21 protein-coding genes are annotated in these 19,482 nt (G+C 67.3%); 15 read left to right on the top strand and 6 right to left on the bottom strand.

Translation table 11 applies throughout. The features are described 5' to 3' along the window. The 12 genes from I603_RS14715 to I603_RS10420 all read left to right on the top strand — a co-directional run. Positions 1–185, top strand: a 185-nt coding sequence (locus tag I603_RS14715) for a hypothetical protein (protein WP_198157244.1), incomplete at its 5' end; no start/stop codon positions are given. Between the two features lie 88 nt (positions 186–273). Beyond that, positions 274–1,578 (top strand): hypothetical protein, encoded by a 1,305-nt coding sequence (locus I603_RS10470; protein WP_143736689.1) that lies wholly within the window; start codon positions 274–276, stop codon positions 1,576–1,578. Positions 1,579–1,611: 33 nt separating this feature from the next. Then, positions 1,612–2,238, top strand: a complete 627-nt coding sequence (locus I603_RS10465; RefSeq protein ID WP_084440041.1) for a flagellar basal body-associated FliL family protein — start codon at positions 1,612–1,614, stop codon at positions 2,236–2,238. 2 nt (positions 2,239–2,240) lie between these two features. Beyond that, the gene (locus I603_RS10460) at positions 2,241–3,176 is read left to right on the top strand and encodes a FliM/FliN family flagellar motor switch protein (protein WP_068864757.1); all 936 of its coding nucleotides are present in this window, start codon (positions 2,241–2,243) and stop codon (positions 3,174–3,176) included. Then, positions 3,173–3,502 carry a FliM/FliN family flagellar motor switch protein gene (locus I603_RS10455; protein WP_068864754.1) on the top strand — a complete coding sequence of 110 codons (330 nt, stop codon included), beginning with the start codon at positions 3,173–3,175 and terminating at the stop codon, positions 3,500–3,502. The genes I603_RS10460 and I603_RS10455 overlap by 4 nt, the downstream gene beginning before the upstream one ends. A gap of 13 nt (positions 3,503–3,515) precedes the next feature. Continuing rightward, positions 3,516–3,791 carry a flagellar biosynthetic protein FliO gene (locus I603_RS10450; RefSeq protein ID WP_068864752.1) on the top strand — a complete coding sequence of 92 codons (276 nt, stop codon included), beginning with the start codon at positions 3,516–3,518 and terminating at the stop codon, positions 3,789–3,791. A gap of 53 nt (positions 3,792–3,844) precedes the next feature. Next, positions 3,845–4,606, top strand: coding sequence for a flagellar type III secretion system pore protein FliP (fliP, locus tag I603_RS10445; RefSeq protein ID WP_198157245.1), 762 nt, complete (start codon positions 3,845–3,847; stop codon positions 4,604–4,606). Further along, the gene (locus I603_RS10440) at positions 4,606–4,878 is read left to right on the top strand and encodes a flagellar biosynthetic protein FliQ (RefSeq protein ID WP_068864748.1); all 273 of its coding nucleotides are present in this window, start codon (positions 4,606–4,608) and stop codon (positions 4,876–4,878) included. Before fliP ends, I603_RS10440 begins: the two co-directional genes overlap by 1 nt. Next, the gene (locus I603_RS10435; protein ID WP_068864747.1) at positions 4,875–5,672 is read left to right on the top strand and encodes a flagellar biosynthetic protein FliR; all 798 of its coding nucleotides are present in this window, start codon (positions 4,875–4,877) and stop codon (positions 5,670–5,672) included. Before I603_RS10440 ends, I603_RS10435 begins: the two co-directional genes overlap by 4 nt. A gap of 49 nt (positions 5,673–5,721) precedes the next feature. Then, positions 5,722–6,858 carry an EscU/YscU/HrcU family type III secretion system export apparatus switch protein gene (locus tag I603_RS10430; protein WP_068864744.1) on the top strand — a complete coding sequence of 379 codons (1,137 nt, stop codon included), beginning with the start codon at positions 5,722–5,724 and terminating at the stop codon, positions 6,856–6,858. Between the two features lie 30 nt (positions 6,859–6,888). Beyond that, complete coding sequence (fliD, locus tag I603_RS10425; RefSeq protein ID WP_158093634.1) at positions 6,889–8,316, top strand: flagellar filament capping protein FliD; 1,428 nt, start codon at positions 6,889–6,891, stop codon at positions 8,314–8,316. A 13-nt stretch (positions 8,317–8,329) separates the two neighbouring features. Next, on the top strand, positions 8,330–8,698 hold the full coding sequence (locus tag I603_RS10420; protein WP_068864740.1) for a hypothetical protein: 369 nt from the start codon (positions 8,330–8,332) through the stop codon (positions 8,696–8,698). Here the strand turns inward: I603_RS10420 and I603_RS10415 are convergent. The 3 genes from I603_RS10415 to I603_RS14535 are packed head-to-tail and all read right to left on the bottom strand — an operon-like array spanning position 8,695 to position 12,182. Beyond that, on the bottom strand, positions 8,695–9,567 hold the full coding sequence (locus I603_RS10415) for an alpha/beta fold hydrolase (protein ID WP_068864738.1): 873 nt from the start codon (positions 9,565–9,567) through the stop codon (positions 8,695–8,697). The two genes, I603_RS10420 and I603_RS10415, sit on opposite strands and share 4 nt — an antisense overlap. Before the next feature lie 55 nt (positions 9,568–9,622). Continuing rightward, positions 9,623–11,107: a lipopolysaccharide biosynthesis protein gene (locus I603_RS10410; RefSeq protein ID WP_068864737.1), complete on the bottom strand. Its 1,485-nt coding sequence runs from the start codon at positions 11,105–11,107 to the stop codon at positions 9,623–9,625. After that, entirely contained in the window at positions 11,100–12,182 is a 1,083-nt protein-coding gene (locus I603_RS14535) for a GNAT family N-acetyltransferase (protein ID WP_068864734.1), read from the bottom strand. The genes I603_RS10410 and I603_RS14535 overlap by 8 nt, the downstream gene beginning before the upstream one ends. A 212-nt stretch (positions 12,183–12,394) precedes the next feature. Here I603_RS14535 and I603_RS10400 point away from each other — a divergent pair, with 212 nt between their 5' ends. Continuing rightward, positions 12,395–12,895, top strand: a complete 501-nt coding sequence (locus I603_RS10400; RefSeq protein ID WP_084440038.1) for a flavin reductase family protein — start codon at positions 12,395–12,397, stop codon at positions 12,893–12,895. Here I603_RS10400 and I603_RS10395 read toward each other — a convergent pair. After that, positions 12,878–13,990: an S-(hydroxymethyl)glutathione dehydrogenase/class III alcohol dehydrogenase gene (locus I603_RS10395; RefSeq protein WP_068864732.1), complete on the bottom strand. Its 1,113-nt coding sequence runs from the start codon at positions 13,988–13,990 to the stop codon at positions 12,878–12,880. The genes I603_RS10400 and I603_RS10395 overlap by 18 nt on opposite strands. Before the next feature lie 57 nt (positions 13,991–14,047). Further along, positions 14,048–14,233: a DUF5522 domain-containing protein gene (locus I603_RS10390; RefSeq protein WP_068864832.1), complete on the bottom strand. Its 186-nt coding sequence runs from the start codon at positions 14,231–14,233 to the stop codon at positions 14,048–14,050. Positions 14,234–14,327: 94 nt separating this feature from the next. On the opposite strand from I603_RS10390, the gene I603_RS10385 reads away from it, so the two are divergent. After that, complete coding sequence (locus I603_RS10385; protein WP_068864730.1) at positions 14,328–16,781, top strand: M1 family metallopeptidase; 2,454 nt, start codon at positions 14,328–14,330, stop codon at positions 16,779–16,781. Then, positions 16,781–17,284, top strand: a complete 504-nt coding sequence (locus I603_RS10380; protein WP_068864728.1) for a DUF6702 family protein — start codon at positions 16,781–16,783, stop codon at positions 17,282–17,284. The genes I603_RS10385 and I603_RS10380 overlap by 1 nt, the downstream gene beginning before the upstream one ends. Here the strand turns inward: I603_RS10380 and I603_RS10375 are convergent. After that, the gene (locus I603_RS10375; RefSeq protein WP_198157243.1) at positions 17,274–19,457 is read right to left on the bottom strand and encodes a sensor domain-containing phosphodiesterase; all 2,184 of its coding nucleotides are present in this window, start codon (positions 19,455–19,457) and stop codon (positions 17,274–17,276) included. The two genes, I603_RS10380 and I603_RS10375, sit on opposite strands and share 11 nt — an antisense overlap. Positions 19,458–19,482 lie beyond the last annotated feature (25 nt).

Here is a 19,482-nt window from a genome sequence, read left to right as displayed (position 1 = left end):
CCGCCGAGGCCGCCGGAGACGCCGCGCGGCAATCGGCATGGCAGGCTGAAACGCTGGCCGCCGCCGAGACCCGCTCCCGCCGCCTCGCCGAGCGCGAGGCCGAAGCGCGCGCGGCGGTCGCGGCCGTCAAGGCGACGCGCGACCTGACGCACACAGCCCTGCTGGCACGCAAATTGCTGAAGTGAGCTCAAGTGAACTCAAGTGAACACAAGTGAACACAAGTGAATTGCACAAGTGAGCGCAGCATCCCCCAATCCGAGCGAGGACACAGCGATGATCCCTTTCCTTCCCGAACCGCCCGCCAGCCCTGCCGCGCCGCCTTACCCGTCCGCGCCGTTGCCCGGGCAGGCAGGAACAGGTGGCGCCGGACCGGGCTCTGGAGGCCTCGATTTTGCCGGACTGCTCGACGCCGCGCTGCCCGCCAGGATGGAGCTTGCCCCGCAAGCCGCGCTGCCGGAAACGTCGCTAGCGGCATCCCTCGACGCGCTGCCACTTTCGCCCTTCTCCCCTGTCCGGCAGGAACGGGCTGGTCAGGCTGCCGCGCTCGCGGCCGAAGCGCCCGACGAGCCATTGCCGGACGGCACAATCCTGCCGGAAAGCGGCGCCGTCTTGCCGTTGGCCGCGCCGGTCGCAGCGCCGCCTCCTTTGCATGAACCAGCTGCGCGCCAGTCGATGCCGCCCGCCGCTGTTGGCGGGGATGGCGCGGATACTGAGCAAACGGCGGCGGCAATCCCGCCTATAATGGTCACACCGGCGCCCGTGCTTCTGGCAGCAACAGAGGCCCGGCCGCCAGTTGCCGCGCTGCGCCAGCATGCATCGCAGGCCGTAAGTCACCCGATCCCGCCGCTCGCGGCGCTCGACCCGCAGGGATCTGTTCCGGTGGTTGAACAGATTGCCACAGAGGCTCCCGCCAAGGGGGCGGCACCGGCTGATCCCGGCCCGGCCCTCGCCGCGCTGTCCGAGAGTGCTCCGGCAATGGCTTCCTCTGCCTCTGCCTTCGCCTCTGCGCCCTCGGCTCAGGCTCCGGCACCTGCGTCACCGGCAACCCCTGCCCCTGCAGCGCCCGCCGCACTCGAGCGCGCCGAGCCGCGCAGCCCGGCCGCGAGCCAGGAAAGCGCCATCGCGCAAGTCGGGGAGATCCGCGAGGCGCTGCGCGCCGCCCGCCCGGAAATGACCATGCGCCATTCCGAATTCGGCTTCGTCTCGCTGCGGATCGAGGCCTCCGGCGCGGCGCAGGACTGGCGCGCCGTGCTGGCAAGCCGCGATCCGGGTTTCGTCCCCGCCGTGCAGGCCGCGCTGGCCGAGCGGGCAGTTACCGCCTCGTCGACCGACACCGCCACGAACGGAAACGGGGCCGGACAAGGCTCCTCCTCGTCTTCCGGCGAGCAGCGATACGGGTCTTCCCCTAACGGCGGGCAAGGGTCGTCTCAACCATACCTGGCGCACTCCGGACAGCGCGACGAGGGCGCCTCGCAGCACCAGCGCCAGACGCAGCAGCAAGCCGCCGACCGGGCGGCAGCTGCAGCAGCGCCGGACCCGCAAGAGCCCGCCGGTCGCAAACGCGGATTGTTCGCCTGACCGGACGCGTCGGCAACAGGGAGTTGAGATCGCATGTCCAAGGACAAGGACAAGGACAAGGAGCAAGGTGGATGGGACGGCGTCGAACGTCGCCAGTCTGCGCGCGGATCGGGCAAGGGCGGCATGATCAAGCTCGCGCTCGGCGGCGTGCTGCTGCTGGGCGCGGGTGCGGGCGGAGCCTATGGCGCCTATGCCGCGGGCCTGTTCGGCAGTCCCGAGGGTGCCTCGGAGCCTGACCAGCCCAAGCTGGTGCTCAAGGGCGCGGAAGATCCCTATCCCCTGCCCGGTGCCGAAAAGGCGAAGGACGCGGGCGCGCCGGTCTATGGCGAAGGCGGCAGCAAGTACCGCACCGCCTATTACAGCTTCGAGGAAAGCTTCACCTCCAATCTCGCGGATTCGCCCGGCCTGATCCAGGTCGAACTGGCGGTCTCGACCCGGCGCGACGGGCGGGTGCTGCAATGGGTGAAGAACCATGAACTGGCGATCCGCTCCGCAATCCTCGCCCAGCTTGCCGCGACCACCGAGGCGGAGGTCTATGACGTCGAAGGCAAGCAGAAGCTGGCCCGGCGGCTGACCAGCGCGGTCAATGGCGTGCTCGAGGAGAACGAGGGGTTCGGCGGGATCGACGCGGTGCACTTCCGGGGGTTCCTGGTCCAATGAGAATGGCCCACGAATTTGCCGGCGCGCGGCCCGCAGCCCAGCATTGCCGCGAACTGACGCAGCGCGGCCCGCGCCCTGAGGAGCGCGCAGTGCTTGTGGCGGCATGGCGGCGCGATCTGGCGCGCATGCTGGCCGATGACCTGTCGGGCCTGTTGTCGGGCGACCGGCTCCAGGTCGGCGTGTCCGAGCCCGAGGCGCTATCGGGCCATGCCGCGCTCGAGCGCATCGGGCCGGTTGCCGCCAACAGCCTGTTGCGGGTCGGCGCGGGCGGCGAAACCGTGCTGGCAAGCTTCGATGTGGCAACCGCGATTGCCCTTACCGACCGCAGCTTCGGCGGCGATGGCAGGATCGATCCCGCCGTTCCCGACCGGCTCCCGCGCTCGGCCGCGCTGCTGGTCGAGGAAATCGCGGCGACCATTGCCGCAGCCATCACCCGCGCCGGTCTTGGCGACCATGCCGCGCGGCCGGGAGCTGCGCCTGCCGGGGAAGTGATCCTCCGCAGCGAAAGCGCCGCGCGATTGAAGCCCTTTGATCCTGACGCCGCAGTGTCGCTGTTCACCCTCTCGATCGCCAATGAACATGGCTGTGCATGGCAAGCCGTGCTGGCAATCGCGCAAGAGCGGATGGAGCGCCTTCTGCCGGTGCCGGGCCGCGCGCCGCTGCCGTCCGGCGACCGTCAGCACCGCGCACCCGCCGATCCACTGGCATCGCCTTTCGCCGAGGTTCCGATGCCGCTCCATGTGGTGCTGGCCGAAATCGACCTGTCGCTCGTCCGGCTCCAGAACCTTGCCCCCGGCGACATGCTGCCGCTGGCCATGGGCCGCCAGGTGCCGCTGATGCTGGGCGAAAAACCGGTCGCCCACGGGAGCATCGGCACGCTTGAGGATCGTATGGCGATCCGCCTTGCCCGCTTTCCCGCAGAAGGACTTGCCCGATGAGTAATTTCCAGCCCGCCGCCTTTCATCGTTTCGGCGCGGTCGCCGTGCGCCTCTCGGTCGAACTGGGACGCACCGAAATGCCGCTGCGCGACGTTCTCACGCTGGGTGAAGGCAGCACGGTGACGCTTGATCGGCTGACCGACGAACTGCTCGATGTCACCGCCAACGGGCGCGTGATCGCACGCGGCGAAGTGGTGGCAGAGAAAGGGCGCTTTGCGCTGAGGATCGTCCATCTCGTTGGCGAGGACGGGCAGGATGTGCCGCCCGCCGCGCCCGCGACCGACGCGCCCGCCGATCCTCCGGCCGATGTGGCTGAAGCGCTCTGACCGGGACGGAACAATGCTCGAATATCTCCTGCGCCTTGCGCTGTTGCTGCCGCTGCTGGCGGGACTGATCTGGGGCAGCCTGTGGCTGACCCGCTTCATGCAGTCGCGCCTCGCTGGCCAGCCGGGCGCGCCCGGACGCCACCTGCAACTGGTCGAGACCAGCCTGATAGCGCCGGGCGTCAAGCTCGCCGTGGTGCGCTTTCACGGGCGCGAGATCCTGCTCGGCATGTCGCGCCACGGGATGGTGCGGCTTGGAGAGGCAAGCGCAGCCGAGCCGGAGGGCGAGTGATGCCAATGTCGCCGATCCTGCGTGCTGCTCTGCTGTGCCTTGCCGCATTAACCATGTTCATGGCGTCGCCCGAAGGGGCACACGCCGCGACGCCCGCCGCCACCACTCTTCCCCCCGACCCCGTGGCGGCGGGCGTCGGAACCGCGATCGAGCGGGCGCTGGGAGAGAACGGCGCCGGGGATGACAGCCCGTTGAGCCTCTCGCTCCAGCTGCTGGTGGTGATGGGCCTGCTGACCATCCTACCCGCGCTGGTGCTGATGATGACGAGCTTCCTTCGCATTCTTGTGGTGCTGGCGATCCTGCGTCAGGCGCTCGGCTTGCAGGGATCGCCGCCGGGGCAGGTGCTGGCGGGCCTCGCGCTGTTCCTGTCGCTGTTCGTGATGGGTCCGACGCTTGAAATGGTCAATGCCAATGCGATCGCCCCCTATGCCACCGGAACCATCGGCGCGGATGCCGCGATCGGACAGGCGGGCGAGGCCTTCCATGCCTTCATGTTGCGCCAGACGCGCGAGGCGAACCTGATGATGTTCACCGATATCGCCGGCGGAGGCACCTTCGCCAGCGGCGCCGACGTGCCTTTCTCGATCCTGCTGCCCGCCTTCGTCACATCGGAACTGGAGACCGCGTTCCAGATCGGCTTCATGATCTTCCTGCCGTTCCTCGTCATCGACCTCGTGGTGGCAAGCGTGCTGATGAGCCTGGGCATGATGATGCTGAGCCCCACCATCATCTCGCTTCCCTTCAAGCTGCTGCTGTTCGTGCTGGTCGATGGTTGGGCGCTGCTGATGGGCAGCCTTGCGATGAGCTTTGCATAGTGCAGGAAGACGCCCAACTCCTCGCGCTGGCCGACCAGACGCTGTGGGTCACAGCATTGATCGCGGGGCCGGTGCTTGTCGCGGCGCTGGTCGTTGGCCTGGTGGTCGGGATCGTCCAGGCCGCCACCTCGGTCAATGAACAGACCCTGTCCTTCATCCCCAAGCTCGCCGTCACCGCGCTGGTCTTCGTGGTGCTGGGCGCGGCGATGATGGGCCTGCTGGCGGACTTCACCCGCGAGATCATGGCGCAGGTGGCGGGGCTGGCCGCGTGAACATCCTCGATTTCGGCTTCGGCAGTCTCGAAGCGCAGCTGTGGCAGATCATCTTCCTGTCGATCCGCTGCGGCGCGGCGCTACTGGCGGCGCCGATGGTGGGCGGCATGGCCGTGCCCGCGCCGGTGCGCATCCTGCTCAGCATCGTGTTGGGCTATTTCGTGGCGAGCTGGGTTCCGCTTGCCCCTGCCCCCGCAATGCTAAGCTTCGCCGCCTTGCTGGCGGTGCTGCACGAGGTGCTGGTCGGTACGGCGCTGGGCTTTGTCCTGCAACTCGCTTTCGCCATTCCCCTGATCGCCGCCGAGCAGATTTCGGGCACCATGGGCCTTGCCATCGCCACCTCCATCGACCCCGCCAGCGGTGCGCAATCGGGCGCGCTCGGCACCTTTTTCGGGCTGGTGCTCAGCCTGCTGTTCTACGCCATCGGCGCGCATCTTTTGTGGTTTGAACTGCTGGTGGAAAGCTACCGCCTGCTGCCTGCCGGAGACTTTGCCTTCGGCGCGTGGCGGGCCGAGAGCATCGGGCTGTTCTTCGGATACGGCCTTGCCACGGCGGCAGCGATTGCACTTCCCGTCGTGCTGGTGCTGCTGCTGGTACAGGTGGTGACCGGCCTCGTCGCGCGCTCGGCGCCGTCGCTCAATCTCTTCGCGCTGGGCCTGCCCGCTGGCGTGCTCGCCGGGATCGCCGCGCTGTTCATCGCCGTGCCGGTGATGGTCGAACAGTTCGCGGGCGTGATCGCCGCGGCGCTGGACCAGTCAACCGCGCTCATCGCCGCCGAGCCGCCCCGTGGCTGAGGAGACACGTATTGGCTGAGGAGACACGTATTGGCTGAGGAGACACGTATTGGCTGAGGAGACTCCGGGCGAAAAGACCTTCGCGCCCACGCCAAAGCGCCGCGCCGATGCGGCGAAGAAAGGCGATGTGCTGCGCTCCAGGGAGGTCGCCACGCTGGCCGCGACCGGCACCGGAGCACTGGCGCTGCTGGGCCTCGGCCCATGGCTGAACGAGGCGATGGCCCGTGTCGCGCGCGCGGGTTTCAGCTTCGACCGCCACGCGCTCGATGGCTTTGCCCCCGGTGCGGCTCTCGCCGATGCCGCGGTCGCCATTTTGCCGCCGGTCATGGCGCTGGGGCTGGCGGCGATGCTGGTCACCATCCTGTCGCAACTGCTGCTGGGCGAAGGGCGCTTCGTGCCGGGCAATATCGCCTTCAAGGGATCGCGCATCAATCCGCTCTCGGGGCTCAAGCGCATTCTCGGCTGGCAGGGACTGATCGAGCTGGGCAAGGGGCTGCTCAAGCTGGCGCTGCTGGGCGGGATCGCGTGGTTCTGGGCGGGCGCGAACCTGCCGGGGCTGATGATGCTCGGCCGCAGCCCGCTCCAGAGCCAGCTCGGCCTTGCCACAGCCGCCATTACCAGCCTTGTCGGCGCGCTGCTGGCAGGGCTCGCGGTGATCGCGGCGGTGGATTACCCGCTGCAACGCTTCCAGCGCGACAAGCGGCTCAAGATGAGTCTGCAAGATCTGCGCGAGGAGACCAAGGAATCCGAAGGCTCGCCCGAAATGAAAAGCGCCCGCCGGCAGCGCCAGCGCGATCTGGCGCGCGGAGGCGTGGCCAAGGCGATGAAGGACGCGCAGTTCGTGATCGTCAACCCGCTGCACTTCGCCGTGGCACTGACCTATGATCCGGCGCTCGCACCCGCACCGGTGGTGCTGGCCAAGGGGCGCGGTGACACAGCGCTCGCCATGCGCGAGATCGCGGGCGAACAAGGCCTGCCGCTGCTCGAATATCCGCAGCTTGCCCGCGCGGTCTATTTCACCACGCAGCCGGGCCAGATGGTGCGCGAGGAACTTTACGTCGCCATTGCCGCGCTGGTCGCCTTCGTGATGGCGCTGAAACGCGGCCAGCGTCCGCACCGCCCGGTGGTGGAGGTGCCGCCCGAATTGCGCTTCGACGGCGAAGGAAAGGTGGCCTTGCCCGCTTAAGCTTGCCCGGCGATGCCCGTCCTTGAGAGCATGGAAAACCCCGGCTCCTCGATCATCTCCGCGCTCGGCGCTGGCAGCGGCGTCGACTTCATCCGGCTGGCAGACGATATCTCGACCGCCAGCTTCGCCTTCCAGCGCGAGACGGTGCAGGCGCGCCGCGAAACGCTTGAAGCGCAGATTTCCGCTGCCGGACAGCTACGGGGCGCAATCACCAGCCTTGCCAGCGCGCTGGGCGACCGCATCCGCAACGGGGATCTTGCCCCGCGCGGCGAACTGGGCAATCCGGCCATCGCGCGGGTCAGCGTGCCTGCCGGCCTGTCGCCGCGCGGCACCTTTGCGCTTGAAGTGACGCAGCTGGCGCAGGGGCAGACACTGGTCGGTCGCTCCTATGCCAGCCGCGAGGATCTGGTCGGCGCGGGCACGCTGACCCTGCGCTTCGGCACCGTCGACGGCGCCAGCTTTACCGCCGATGCCGCGCGCGATCCGCTGGAAATCACCGTCAGCGCCGACGATACGCTGGCAAGCCTCGCGGCAAGGATCACCCGCGAGAGCGGCGGTGCCGTCAGCGCCTATGTCGCCACCGGCACGAACGGCGCACAGCTGGTGATGAAGGGCGCCGAAGGGGCTGCGAGCGGCTTTGTGGTCGAGGCCACCGGCGCGGGCGGCGGTGCGGTGCCGGGCGATCTTTCCTATCTCGGCTGGAGCCCCGCCACCGACGCGGGCGAACTGCGCGGCATCGCGCGCGATGCCGCCTTCGCGCTCGACACCGTGGCGATGACCAGCCCGACCAACCGTGTCACCGGCCTTCCGGGCGGATTCACGCTCAACCTCGCCGGAACCAATCAGGGCGCGCCCACCAGTCTGACCTTCGCCAACAACATCGAGGCAATTTCGGGCGTGATGGGCGATTTCGTCGCCGCGCTGAACGACATTGCCGAGCAGAGCTCGGTGCTGGCCTCCCCGCTCGGCGGCACGCTCGGCAATGATCCCGGTGCGCGCGAACTGCGCCGCGATCTCGCCGCACTGGCCGGACAGATCGTCATGCCGGGGGCTGCGGCAGGCGAGCCGCGCACGCTCGCGGACATCGGCCTTGCGCTCAATCGCGACGGCACCTTCCGGCTCGATACGGCGCGGCTGAACCAGGCGCTAGAGAGCAGCCCCGATGCGGTCGCGGCGATGTTCACCACCGGGCCTTCGGGCGTGTTCGCCACCATCGACCGCTTCGCTCGCGAAAACAGCCTTGCCAGCGACCCCGGCTCGATCGGCGGATCGGTACGGCGGTTCGAGGCACAGCTCGAACGCAGCGACGAACGGCTCGAACGCATCGCCGAGCAGCAGGAGGCCCTGCGCGAACGCCTGACCCGCGACCTCGTGGCCGCCGAGCGCCGGGTCGCAGCCTCGCAATCGACGCTGACCTTCATCCAGCAACAGGTCGACATCTGGTCGGCGGACAGGTGAGGAGCACGAAGCGATGCAGATGCTGTCCCGCAACCCCGCCGCCGCCTATCGCCGGGTCGAACTCGACGCCCGGATCGAGGCCTCGGATGCCGCCGACCTCACGCGTATCTGCCTCGAGGAGGCCGTGGCCGCGCTCGGTCAGGCGCTCCTGGCGCTCGAACGCGCGCCCGGCGATGTGCCGCGCGACCAGTTGGTGCGGGCGCAGACCATCACCCTGTGGCTCGCCCGCTCGGTCGCCCCCGGACACCCCCTGCGAGAGAGCCTCGTCACCTTCTACGGCGGGCTGGCAAGCCAGATCGCGGGCAATCTGCTGCGGGCGCGGGCCGAGGAAATCGCGCGGGTGCGCGGCGATCTCAAGGATCTGCTGAGCGCGGCGGGCTAACCGAGAAAGCCGGCGATGGTCCGCGCCGCATCATCCGGGTCCTCAAAGGGGTGGAAGTGGGTACGGTCGGGACGATAGAGATCGGTCCCCTGCGGCAAAACCTGCGCCAGTTCGGGCCAGGTCGGCGAGCTCTTGAAATCCTGCAGGTCGGTCATCTGCGCGCGCACCACCAGCACCGGAATATCGACCTTGCGGGCCGCATCGAGAATCCCCGGATTGCTGCGGCTGGAAGCATAGACGCTGGCCTCGACCTCGGGCGCACAGGCGAGTTCCATGCCCTCGCCGGAAGGCGCGGGGAGGAGGCCGTAGCGGCAGTAATCGGCAAAAACCCGCGCATCGAACAGGCAATAGGGATCGCGCCCGCGGAACCGCTCCATCATCGCTTGCGGCGAAGCAAAGTCGCGCTTGCGACGGATCGTGGGGTGGGGATTGTCGGCGGTGAAAGGCGCCTCGCCCGCGCCGTAGTAATCGGGCGCGAGGATCACCGGATCGAACAGCACAAGACGCGAGAAAATCCCGGCATGGTCGGCCGCCACCTGCAACAATGTATGCGCGCCCATCGAATGGCCGATCCCGACCGCGCCGGTGATGCCTGCCTGTTCGAGAAAGCCCGCCACATCGCTCGCCACCAGCCGCCAGTCGTCGATCGGCCCTCCGCCCGATTGCCCGTGTCCGCGCAAGTCGATGGCATGGGCGGGATGCGCGGGGAACTGTTCGATGATTGCGTCGAATACGCGGCCGTGAAAGCCGGTCGCATGGGCAAGGACCAGCGATGCCGCGACGGGGCTGCCCACCGGCGCCCATTGATGCACTGCAAGGTCGATACCGTTGACGGGAAAGGTGCGGGTTTCGGGAGCCGGGCGTGTCATGCGCGCCTGAGACCGGATCGTTTGCCGCAAGTCAATCACGCGCTTTTGGGAGGGGTCACTCCGCCGGAAGCGCCGCGCTCTCGCCCCGCGTGCGCGCAAATCTCAGCGCCTCGACCAGCCGTTCGGGCGCGATCAGGCGCAGGATGGCGAGGTACAGCCCCACTCCGAACAGCACGGCGATGACCAGCGTCAGCAGCGGCACCATCGCCGGCAGCGCGCGCAGGACCAGCGCAACGCCTGCCGCCATGGCCAGCGCAGCGGCGAGCGGCGGCGCCACGCCGCGCACAAGACCTGCAAGGCGCAGCTCCAGCACCCTCGCGGAAAGCCGCACCGTCGCTACCGTCAGCACCGCCATTCCGCCGACCCAGCCCCAGGCGAACCCGGTAACACCCCACCGCGATCCGATCAGGAACGCGCACGGCATCACCACGCTGCCCAGCATCGTCACCCGTAGCGCGATTCCCGGATGCCCGCGCGCATTTGTCGCAGGGGAGAACAGGATCTGCAGCGTCAGCATGCCCATCGCCCCGGCAAGGATCGGCAGTAGGGGCACGATCTCCATCCACTTGTCGCCCAGCAGCACCGGCACCAGCACCGGCGCGACCACCGCAAGGCCCGCATAGGCAGGCAGCGCCACCAGCATCACCAGCCGGATCGTGGCGAGCAACGGCTCCGGCCCTGCGCCCTGCTGGCGCGAATAGGCGGCATAGGCGACCTCGTTGATCGGCGGCACGAACTTGGCCGCAAGCAACTGGGCCAGGAACAGTCCGGTGGTGTAAACCCCCAGCGTATGCGCCTCGAGCACGCGGCCCGCGATCATCACGTCGGCCTGGCTCTGCACGAACCAGAAGATCTGGGTCGCGGTCATCACCCCGCCGAAGCCGGCAATGTGCCCCGCGCCGGCAAAACGGAAGCTGGGACGGATCGGTGCGCGCGCGGCCCTGGTCATGCCCACGGCCTCGGTCAGCAGCATTGCCATCGGCGCGGCGACCAGGGTCCACACCCCCCAGCCGGACAGCGCGCCGGTGAGCGCGGTTGCCGCCCCCACCAGCGCGGCGGCGAGCCTGACCTGCGCCGGGCGGCGGAAATCCATCCGGCGGCTGAGGATCGCGTGCGGCAAGGCGCAGAACGGCACCGCGAGATAGAGCAGCGACTGCACCCTGAGAAGCTCGGCGACTTGCGGCTGTTCGAACCACATAGCCACAAGCGGCGCGGCGAGGAACTGGACGAGAGCCAGACCGCCGTTGAGCAGGATCAGCATCCCGAGCGTCTGGCGCAAACGTTCCTCGCTGACCTCGCGCTCGCGGATCAGCGCGGATGCCAGCCCCCAGCCGTTCATCGTCGACAGCAGCACCAGCATGACCTGGGCCATCGCGAACAGGCCGTAATCCTCCGGTGCCAGCAGACGGATCACGATCAGCGTCGAACACCACGAGACGATCTGGGTCAGGACCTGGCTCCCCGAACGCCAGATAACCGCCGTGCGCACCTGCGCGGCGAGCGAAGGGGCAGGGGAGGAAAGGGGGTCGGCTTCAGCCATGACTGCCTTCACGCGCGGCATCGGCACGCCTGCACCATACCCGTTCCAGCATGCGCGCGGCGATGCGGCTGCGCACAAACAGCAGGTCGGTCAGGGCATAACCTTCGGCGGCGCCCATCGCGCGCTTGTAGCCGCCGTCGCCCGCGCCCATGTCCATCACCGACTGTCCGTCGGCAATGGCATCCTCGAGCGCCCTGTAATTGACCAGCTTGCCGATGTTGCAATGGGCGAGGTCTTGGACATAGCTGCCGGCGATCCCGTATTGCACCGGCCCTTCGTCAAGGTCGAAGCTGAAGGCGACCGGGCGCTCGTCCAGCATCAGGATCGTGGCGCACAGGCTATCGGCGATGACCGGGTCGGCGAGCGCGACGCGCCACATCTGCCGCTGGGCGGAATGCATGAACTTGGCGCCGCTGCCATCGGTTGTTCGCGCAATCCAGCTCTGCGCCTCGATGCGGCCCATGTCCTCCAGCACGCTATCGTTCCAGTCTTTCCCCCGCACATGACGCCAGCGCGGCGTGCCGAGCGCCTCCAGCTTGCGCCATGCGGCCCGCAGCCGCCGCGCGGTCGAGGATCGCGGCCAGCCCGCGGTCCGCAAGCCGTCCAGATCGATCAGCCAGGCAGCGCCCGCCTCGCGGGACAGCACATGCCAGCCTGCCAGCTGCGCAGCCTCGGCCAGCATCGCGGTGGCCGGATCATCGCTGCGCGCCGGGCCGAGCCGCCACACCGCGCCGAGCCCCCTTGCGCAAGGGTGGTCCAGCGCCTGGGCCAGCTCGTGCACGTCGGCATCCGCGGCCAGCACGATGCTGCGGAACGGCCAGTAGCTGCCCGGCACCTTGCGCGCGCCCAGCAGCGCGGGGCCGAAATTGCAGCTGGGTATCGCCGCGACCAGGGCCCCGTTGTCGCGCTGGACGAGCAAGGTCCGGCCGCGATCCTCGGCCCCCGCGCGAAACCATGCGGCCCGCAGGAAACGGTGTCCGGCCCGCCCGCGCTGTGCCAGAGCATCGATTTCGGGCGGAAAACCCGCACGCATCGCGATCGTGAGCGGGGCAGCTGCGATCCTGGCTTCGAACATCACTCACCTGCTGCGCGCGACGGGAAGACCGCGCCTCGTGCCTGCCCTAGCGCCGCAGCGTAACTACCCGGTTAACCACGCGAGGGTTTTGCATCAGGAAGACCCGCCGCCGGAACCTCGCGCCGCGGCATCGATTGACAAGCCAGTCATCCACGGGGCAACGCAGCCCCGCCTGTTGCGATCTGCCGTTCCACCGCTTGCCGGAGACCCCCTTGTCCGATCACCTCACCCCCGGCCCGGCTGCCTTCCGCCAGCTGATGAGCCAGTTCGCGACCGGGGTGGCGGTGGTCTCGGTGGTGACCGACAGCGGCGAGGTGGCAGCGATGACGATCAATTCGCTGGTCTCGGTCTCGCTTGATCCGATGCTGGTGAGCTGGAGCCTGCAGAACGCCTCGAGCCAGTTTGCCGCCTATGCCGGGGCCGAACGGTTCGCGATCAGCATCCTTGCCGAAGGCCAGCAGGTGCTCGCCCGCCGCTATGCCGCGCGCGGCAGCAGTGCCTTGATAGCGCAGGATTTTGAAACCGGAGATCATGGCCTGCCGGTGATCGCGGGCGCGCTGGGCCAGCTTGCCTGCACCCGCTTTGCCGCTCACCCGGCCGGCGATCACACGCTGATCCTCGGCAAGGTCGAGGCGATGGCGCAAGCCACCGCCGAAAGCCGCCCGCTGGTATTCTTCGGTGGCCGTTTCGGAGCGCTAGAACACCACCACTGACCGGATCGACTTGCCTTCGTGCATCAGGTCGAAGGCGGTGTTGATCTCTTCAAGGCCCATGACGTGGGTGATCATCGGGTCGATTTCGATCTTGCCGGTCATGTACATGTCGACGATCTTGGGCACATCGGTGCGGCCCTTGGCCCCGCCGAACGCCGTCCCGCGCCAGTTGCGACCCGTCACCAGCTGGAACGGGCGGGTGGCGATTTCCTTGCCCGCTTCGGCGACGCCGATGATGACAGAGGTGCCCCAGCCGCGGTGGCAGGCTTCCAATGCGGTGCGCATAACCTCGGTATTGCCGGTCGCATCGAAGGTGTAATCCGCCCCGCCGTCGGTCATCTCGACGATCTTCGCGACGATCTCCTCGCGGCTCATTCCGGAAGAATTGAGGAAGTGGGTCATGCCGAAGCGCCTGCCCCATTCCTCGCGTGCCGGATTGATATCGACGCCGACGATGAGGTTCGCCCCCGCCAGCCGCGCGCCCTGAATGACGTTCAAACCGATCCCGCCGAGGCCGAACACCACCACATTGTCGCCGACCTGGACCTTGGCGGTATTGGTCACCGCGCCAACCCCGGTGGTGACGCCGCAGCCGATGTAGCAGGCACTCTGGAACGGGGCATCCTCGCGGATTTTCGCGACCGCGATTTCGGGCAGGACGGTGAAGTTCGAGAAAGTCGAGCAGCCCATGTAATGGAAGATCGGCTGCCCTTTGTAGCTGAAACGCGTAGTGCCGTCGGGCATCAGGCCTTTGCCCTGCGTGGCGCGGATCGCGGTGCACAGGTTGGTCTTGCCGCTGAGGCACGACTTACACTGGCGGCATTCGGGGGTGTAGAGCGGGATGACATGATCCCCTGGCTTCACCGAGGTGACGCCCGCACCGACTTCGCGCACGATCCCGGCGCCCTCGTGCCCCAGCACACTTGGAAAGATGCCCTCGGAATCGAACCCGTCGAGCGTGTAGGCATCGGTGTGGCAGATGCCGGTCGCCATGATCTCGACCAGCACTTCACCGGGTTTGGGGCCCTCAAGGTCGAGTTCGACGATTTCGAGCGGCTGCTTGGCGGCAAAGGCAACGGCGGCGCGGGTTTTCATGGGCGTGGTCTCCTTGGGAGGCCTGCCTATTCCCGCAGCTTGGCAGCTTTGCAAGTCTCAGCCCCGGTTGGGGACTGCCTCGTGACCGTAAGGGCAATGGCGGCAGGCCGAACCGCAACACTTGCCGCGCTTCAGGTGCGCCAGCCGCGTGAATACCATGTAGCCGGTGTCGGGATCGCGATAGGTGCTCTCCCCGCGCGCACAGGCGGTTTCGTGCAGGGCATGCCAGGCGGGCTCTGTCATGGTCCGCAGATAGGCTGCGGCACGCCACAAGACAATTCGGGCCTTGCCAGCGCGGAACTTTTCGGCTGTGTCTCCCGTTCACCTGCCTGTCACAATGCCGATCCGGAGAGCGCCCTTGCGTTTCGTGCTGTTTGTCGTCGCCCTGTTTCTTGCCGCCCCCGCTGCCGCTCAGGGCATCCAGCAGACCAAGGGCAATTACGAGGACAAGTTCCGCCAGCTCGACGAGGTGCTGCCCACGCCCAACACGTATCGCAATGCCAGCGGCGCGCCGGGGCATGAATACTGGCAGCAAAAGGTCGATTACCGCATCACCGCCGCGCTCGACGAGCCGCGCCGCCGGATCACCGCACGCGCGACGATCCGCTACACCAACAATTCGCCCGATGCCCTGCCGTGGCTGTGGATGCAGCTCGACCAGAACATCTTCCGCACCGATTCGATGGCCGAGCTGACCGACGCTTTCGGCGGCCCCGGACGGCGCGGGCCGAAGGTGAGCCTTGGCAGCGCGAACGAGCCGACCAGGCTCTCGATGGACGAGCTGCGCCGCCAGCAGGCCATGGCGGACAACACCTATGGCTATGATATCAACGCCGTGCGGCTGATGGACGGCGCGGACTTGCCGCACACCATCGTCGGCACGCTGATGCGGATCGATCTGCCTGCGCCGCTGGCCCCGGGCGAGACGACCGAATTCACCATCGACTGGGCGTTCAACATCGTCGAGGAAGACGCTGTCGTCGCGCGTTCGGGCTACGAGCACTTCCCCGATGATCCGAGGAAGGGCGGCAATGACATCTTCCTGCTCGCCCAGTGGTTCCCGCGCATGGTGGTCTATTCGGACTACGAAGGCTGGCACAACAAGGAGTTTCTGGGCCGCGGCGAATTCACGCTCGAATTCGGCGATTACGAGGTCGAAATGACCGTGCCCGACGATCACATCGTCGCTTCCACCGGGGTGCTGCAAAACCCCGATGCCGTGCTGACCGCCACCCAGCGCCAGCGGATCGAGGCGGCAAAGAACGCCGATGCGCCGATGTTCATCGTCACCCCGGCCGAAGCTGCCGCTGCCGAGCGCGGCAATCCGCGCGGGACCAAGACCTGGAAGTTCTCCGCGCAGAACGTGCGCGATTTCGCTTGGGCATCAAGCCGCAAGTTCATGTGGGACGCACAAGGCGTGAAGCAGCCCGGCGCAGAGCACGAAACCGTGCTCGCCATGAGCTTCTGGCCCAAGGAAGGCGGCGAGTTGTGGCGCAAATATTCGACTGCCGCGGTGGTCCACACCCTGAAGGTCTATTCGCGCTTCAGCTTCGACTATCCCTATCCCACCGCGCAATCGGTCAACGGGCCGGTCGGCGGGATGGAATATCCGATGATCACCTTCAACGGCCCGCGCACCACCCTCAACAAGGACGGCACGCGCACCTATTCGCTGGCCGAGAAGATGTTCCTGGTCGGCGTGGTGATCCACGAGATCGGGCACATCTATTTCCCGATGACGGTCAATTCGGACGAGCGCCAGTGGACCTGGATGGACGAAGGGCTCAACTCCTTCCTCGATTCGGTCGCGGGCTACGAATGGGATCCGGACATGCCCTGGACCCGCAGCCTCCCGCGCGACATGGTCAGCTACATGGTCTCGAGCCAGCAGGAGCCGATCATGACCCAGTCGGATTCGGTTACCAATCTGGGCGCCAATGCCTATGGCAAGCCCTCGGCGGCGCTGCACCTGCTGCGCGACACGATCATCGGGCGCGAGCGGTTCGACTTCGCGCTGAAGGAATATGCCCGTCGCTGGAAGTTCAAGCGCCCGACGCCGGCGGACTTCTTCCGCACCATGGAGGAAGCATCCGGCACCGATCTCGACTGGTTCTGGCGCGGCTGGTTCTACACCACCGACCACGTCGATATCAGCCTGGATTCGATCTACCGGCTGCGGATCGACACCAATGATCCCGACATCGACCTGCCGCGCCGCCGCGCGGAGCGTGCCGCCGAACCCGAAGTGGTCGGCATCGGCCTCAATGAACAGCAGCGCCTGCCGATCTGGGTCATGGAAAACCCCGGTGTCACCGACTTCTATGACAAGAACGACGAATTCACCGTCACGCCCAAGGACCGCAAGAGCTACGCCAGCTTCCTCGAAGGGCTCGACCCGTGGGAGCGCAAGGTGTTCGATCGCGCGGTGAAGGAGGACGCGAACTATTACGTCCTCAACTTCTCGAACAAGGGCGGCCTTGTCATGCCGATCATCCTCGGCCTGACCTTCAAGGACGGCAAGACCGAGAAGCTGACGATCCCGGCCGAAATCTGGCGCCGCAACGCCCACGACGTGGCCAAGCTGCTGGTTTTCCCCAAGGGCAAGGAACTGGTGCAGGTGGTGGTCGATCCCGACTGGGAAACCGGCGATGCCGATATCGAGAACAACCACTATCCTCGCCGTATCATCCCGAGCCGGATCGAGGCCTTCAAGTCGGAGCGCAGCAAGTCGCGGGTCAGCCGCGACCTGATGGGCGAGGCTGCCGGGGCGGAGCCTGACGGGCGCAAGTGATGCTGCGCCGCCTCGTCCTGATGCTGGCGCTGGTGCTGGCCCCGCTCGCCGGCGGGGCAGCGCTGGCGCACCAGCAGAAGATTGCGATCAGCACGGTCTCGGTGAATCCGCGCACGGGCATGATCGAGATCGTCCACCAGGTGCCGGTGCATGATGCCGAACACGCGCTGAGGCAGCAGGGTGTGCGCCTGCCGGACATTGTCGGCAGCGCGAAAAGCCGCGAGGATTTCGCCCGCTACGTGACCACCCGCTTCATGCTGGAGGTCAATGGTGTCGCTGTCACTCCCGCCTATGTCGGCAGCGAAATCTCTGGCGGGAGCCTGATGGTCTATCAGGAAGCCCCCGGCCCCGATGGCGAGGCAAGTGTGCGGGTCAATTCGCAAATCCTCACCGATGTCTGGGCAAGGCAGGAAAACCGCGTCAATCTTGGCCGCGGCGCGGATGTGACGACCTTCATCTTCACCGGCGGCGAGCCGCCGCGCGAAGGCGTGCTCACGCGCTGAGACGCAACGGCGCGGCGAAGGGGCCGAGCCGTTCCTGCAATTCCTCCATCAGCGCCGGATGGCCATAGCGATAGCCTTGCACGTGCTGGCAACCGATGCTGCGCAGAAACACCTCCTGCGCCTCGGTCTCGACACCTTCGACCACCACGCGCAAGCCGAGGCTGTGGCCCATCTGCACGATCGCCTGGATGATCAGCCGCGACTGGTGATCCGTGTCGATCGCGGCGATGAAATCGCGGTCGATCTTGACCTTGTGGATGGGGAAGGCGCGCAGGTGGGTAAGCGAGGAAAAGCCGCTGCCGAAATCATCGAGGCAGATGGTGAAGCCGCAATTGTCGAGCATCGCAAGGCTGGCGCGCAGTTGGCCTCCGGCATCCAGCAGCATGGTTTCGGTGACTTCGATCGTGAAGTTCGCGGGCGTCAGCGCGCTGTCGTCGACCACCTCGATCAGGTGGCGCACGAAATCATTCTTGCGCAGGTCGGCTTCTGACAGGTTGAGCCCGATTCGCGTTTCCGGCCCCAGCAGAGCGAGGATCGCCGGGCCGTCTGCCACCACCTGGTCGAGCATCACGCGCGACACCCGCCGCGACATTTCCGGATCGAGCAAGGCGGAAAAGATCTCGCTGGCAGTGATCAGTCCGCCATCCTCGCCCTTCAGCCGCAGCAGCGCCTCGAGCGAGACGATCCGGCCCGTCTCGAGTTCGACGATCGGCTGATAGGCCGCCACCGCGCGCCCGTCGTTGAGCGCGGCGCGCAGCCGGGCGATGGCGCGCTGGCGCTCGCTCTGGCGGGCCTCGATCTGCGCATTCCAGCACACCACGCTGCCACGCCCCTCTTCCTTTCCGCGATAAAGTGCGAGGTCGGCGCGACGCATGATTTCCTCTCCGCTGCCGGACCGGTTCATCCGCGCCACGCCGCAGGTCGCGCCGATGACGAGAGCGGTGCTGCCCATCGCGACAACGTCATCAAGCTCGCCCAGCAGCTGTTCGAGAAAGGCGATCGCCTCGTCATGCGGCATTTCGGGCGGGAACAGCAGAGCGAATTCGTCCCCGCCCCAGCGCGCCAAGAACATTCCGCTGCGAATCCTCTGGTGAAGATGCGCTGCGATCGCGCCCAGCACCCGGTCGCCGACCAGATGGCCCAGCGTGTCGTTGACATCCTTGAACCCGTCGAGATCGAGCAGTGCGACCATCACCGGCTCGCGGTCCGCATTGCGCATGGCCGCGGCAAGCCGGCGGTCGAAGCTGGCGCGGTTGAACAGGCCGGTCAGCCGGTCATGCTCTGCCGCCCGCTTCAGGGCCGCATTGCGCAGATGTTCCTCGGTACAGTCGAGGATGATGCCGGCGACGCTGTCGGGCCGTCCGCCGACGTCGATCCGCTCTCCCTGGACCCGGATGCGGCGGCTCTGGCCGTCGGGGCGGCGGATGCTGGTTGCGAAACTGAAGGGCCTGCCTTCGACAATCGTCGCCTCGAGCGCGGCGGCGACCATCGCCTGGTCCTCGTGCTCGTAGAGAGCGACCGCGTCGGGCACACTGACCGAATGGCCCGGCTTCAGACCGGTGATGGCATAGACCTGGTCCGACCAGAACAGCTGGCGCGAAGCGATGTCGACCCGCCACGAGCCGACATTGGTCGCGCGTTCGGCCTGCCGGAATACCTGCGAGGTCTGCTGCAAGGCGGCATTGGCGCGGCTGAGATCGCGGGTGCGCACATGCAGCGCGATGCTTTGCTCGGCCAGTTCTGCCAGCATCGCGAGGGGCGGGATCTGGTCTTCGCAAAAGGCATCGGGCTCGGGCGAGATGGCGGACAGCGTCCCGAGGATCAGCCCCTCCTCGCCGCGGATCGGCACGCTGATATAGGAACGGACAAATGGCGCGCCGGTGACCAGTGCATTGTCGCAAAAGCGATGGTCCGAACGGGCATCGGGGACCAGCAGCGGCTGCTGCGCGCCGATGCAGGCCGCGCACAGGGAGATATCGCGCAAGGGTTCGGGAAAATCGAACCCGGTGCGGCCGAGGAACCACTGGCGGTCGTCCTCGACGATCGAAAGCAGCGCGACCGGACAGTCCAGCATGGTGCTCGCCAGCAGCGTAAGGCGCGAGAACAGCGCCCGGTCGGCGCTGCTCTCGAGGTCGAGGCTGCGGATTGCATCAAGGCGGGCGGTTTCGTTCACACCCGCCGGCATGGCGCGAGGCCCC

The sequence above is a fragment of the Erythrobacter dokdonensis DSW-74 genome (genome assembly GCF_001677335.1).
In the GTDB taxonomy this organism is placed as follows: Bacteria; Pseudomonadota; Alphaproteobacteria; order Sphingomonadales; family Sphingomonadaceae; genus Erythrobacter; species Erythrobacter dokdonensis.
This window is presented reverse-complemented; position numbering and strand designations above follow the sequence as displayed.

Coding starts and splice junctions, on each gene's coding strand:
- I603_RS10470 (WP_143736689.1), top strand. CDS start 274: ATGATCCCTTTCCTTCCCGAACCGCCCGCCAGCCCTGCCGCGCCGCCT.
- I603_RS10465 (WP_084440041.1), top strand. CDS start 1,612: ATGTCCAAGGACAAGGACAAGGACAAGGAGCAAGGTGGATGGGACGGC.
- I603_RS10460 (WP_068864757.1), top strand. CDS start 2,241: ATGGCCCACGAATTTGCCGGCGCGCGGCCCGCAGCCCAGCATTGCCGC.
- I603_RS10455 (WP_068864754.1), top strand. CDS start 3,173: ATGAGTAATTTCCAGCCCGCCGCCTTTCATCGTTTCGGCGCGGTCGCC.
- I603_RS10450 (WP_068864752.1), top strand. CDS start 3,516: ATGCTCGAATATCTCCTGCGCCTTGCGCTGTTGCTGCCGCTGCTGGCG.
- fliP (WP_198157245.1), top strand. CDS start 3,845: ATGTTCATGGCGTCGCCCGAAGGGGCACACGCCGCGACGCCCGCCGCC.
- fliD (WP_158093634.1), top strand. CDS start 6,889: ATGGAAAACCCCGGCTCCTCGATCATCTCCGCGCTCGGCGCTGGCAGC.
- I603_RS10420 (WP_068864740.1), top strand. CDS start 8,330: ATGCAGATGCTGTCCCGCAACCCCGCCGCCGCCTATCGCCGGGTCGAA.
- I603_RS10415 (WP_068864738.1), bottom strand. CDS start 9,567: ATGACACGCCCGGCTCCCGAAACCCGCACCTTTCCCGTCAACGGTATC.
- I603_RS10410 (WP_068864737.1), bottom strand. CDS start 11,107: ATGGCTGAAGCCGACCCCCTTTCCTCCCCTGCCCCTTCGCTCGCCGCG.
- I603_RS14535 (WP_068864734.1), bottom strand. CDS start 12,182: ATGTTCGAAGCCAGGATCGCAGCTGCCCCGCTCACGATCGCGATGCGT.
- I603_RS10395 (WP_068864732.1), bottom strand. CDS start 13,990: ATGAAAACCCGCGCCGCCGTTGCCTTTGCCGCCAAGCAGCCGCTCGAA.
- I603_RS10390 (WP_068864832.1), bottom strand. CDS start 14,233: ATGACAGAGCCCGCCTGGCATGCCCTGCACGAAACCGCCTGTGCGCGC.
- I603_RS10385 (WP_068864730.1), top strand. CDS start 14,328: ATGCCGATCCGGAGAGCGCCCTTGCGTTTCGTGCTGTTTGTCGTCGCC.
- I603_RS10380 (WP_068864728.1), top strand. CDS start 16,781: ATGCTGCGCCGCCTCGTCCTGATGCTGGCGCTGGTGCTGGCCCCGCTC.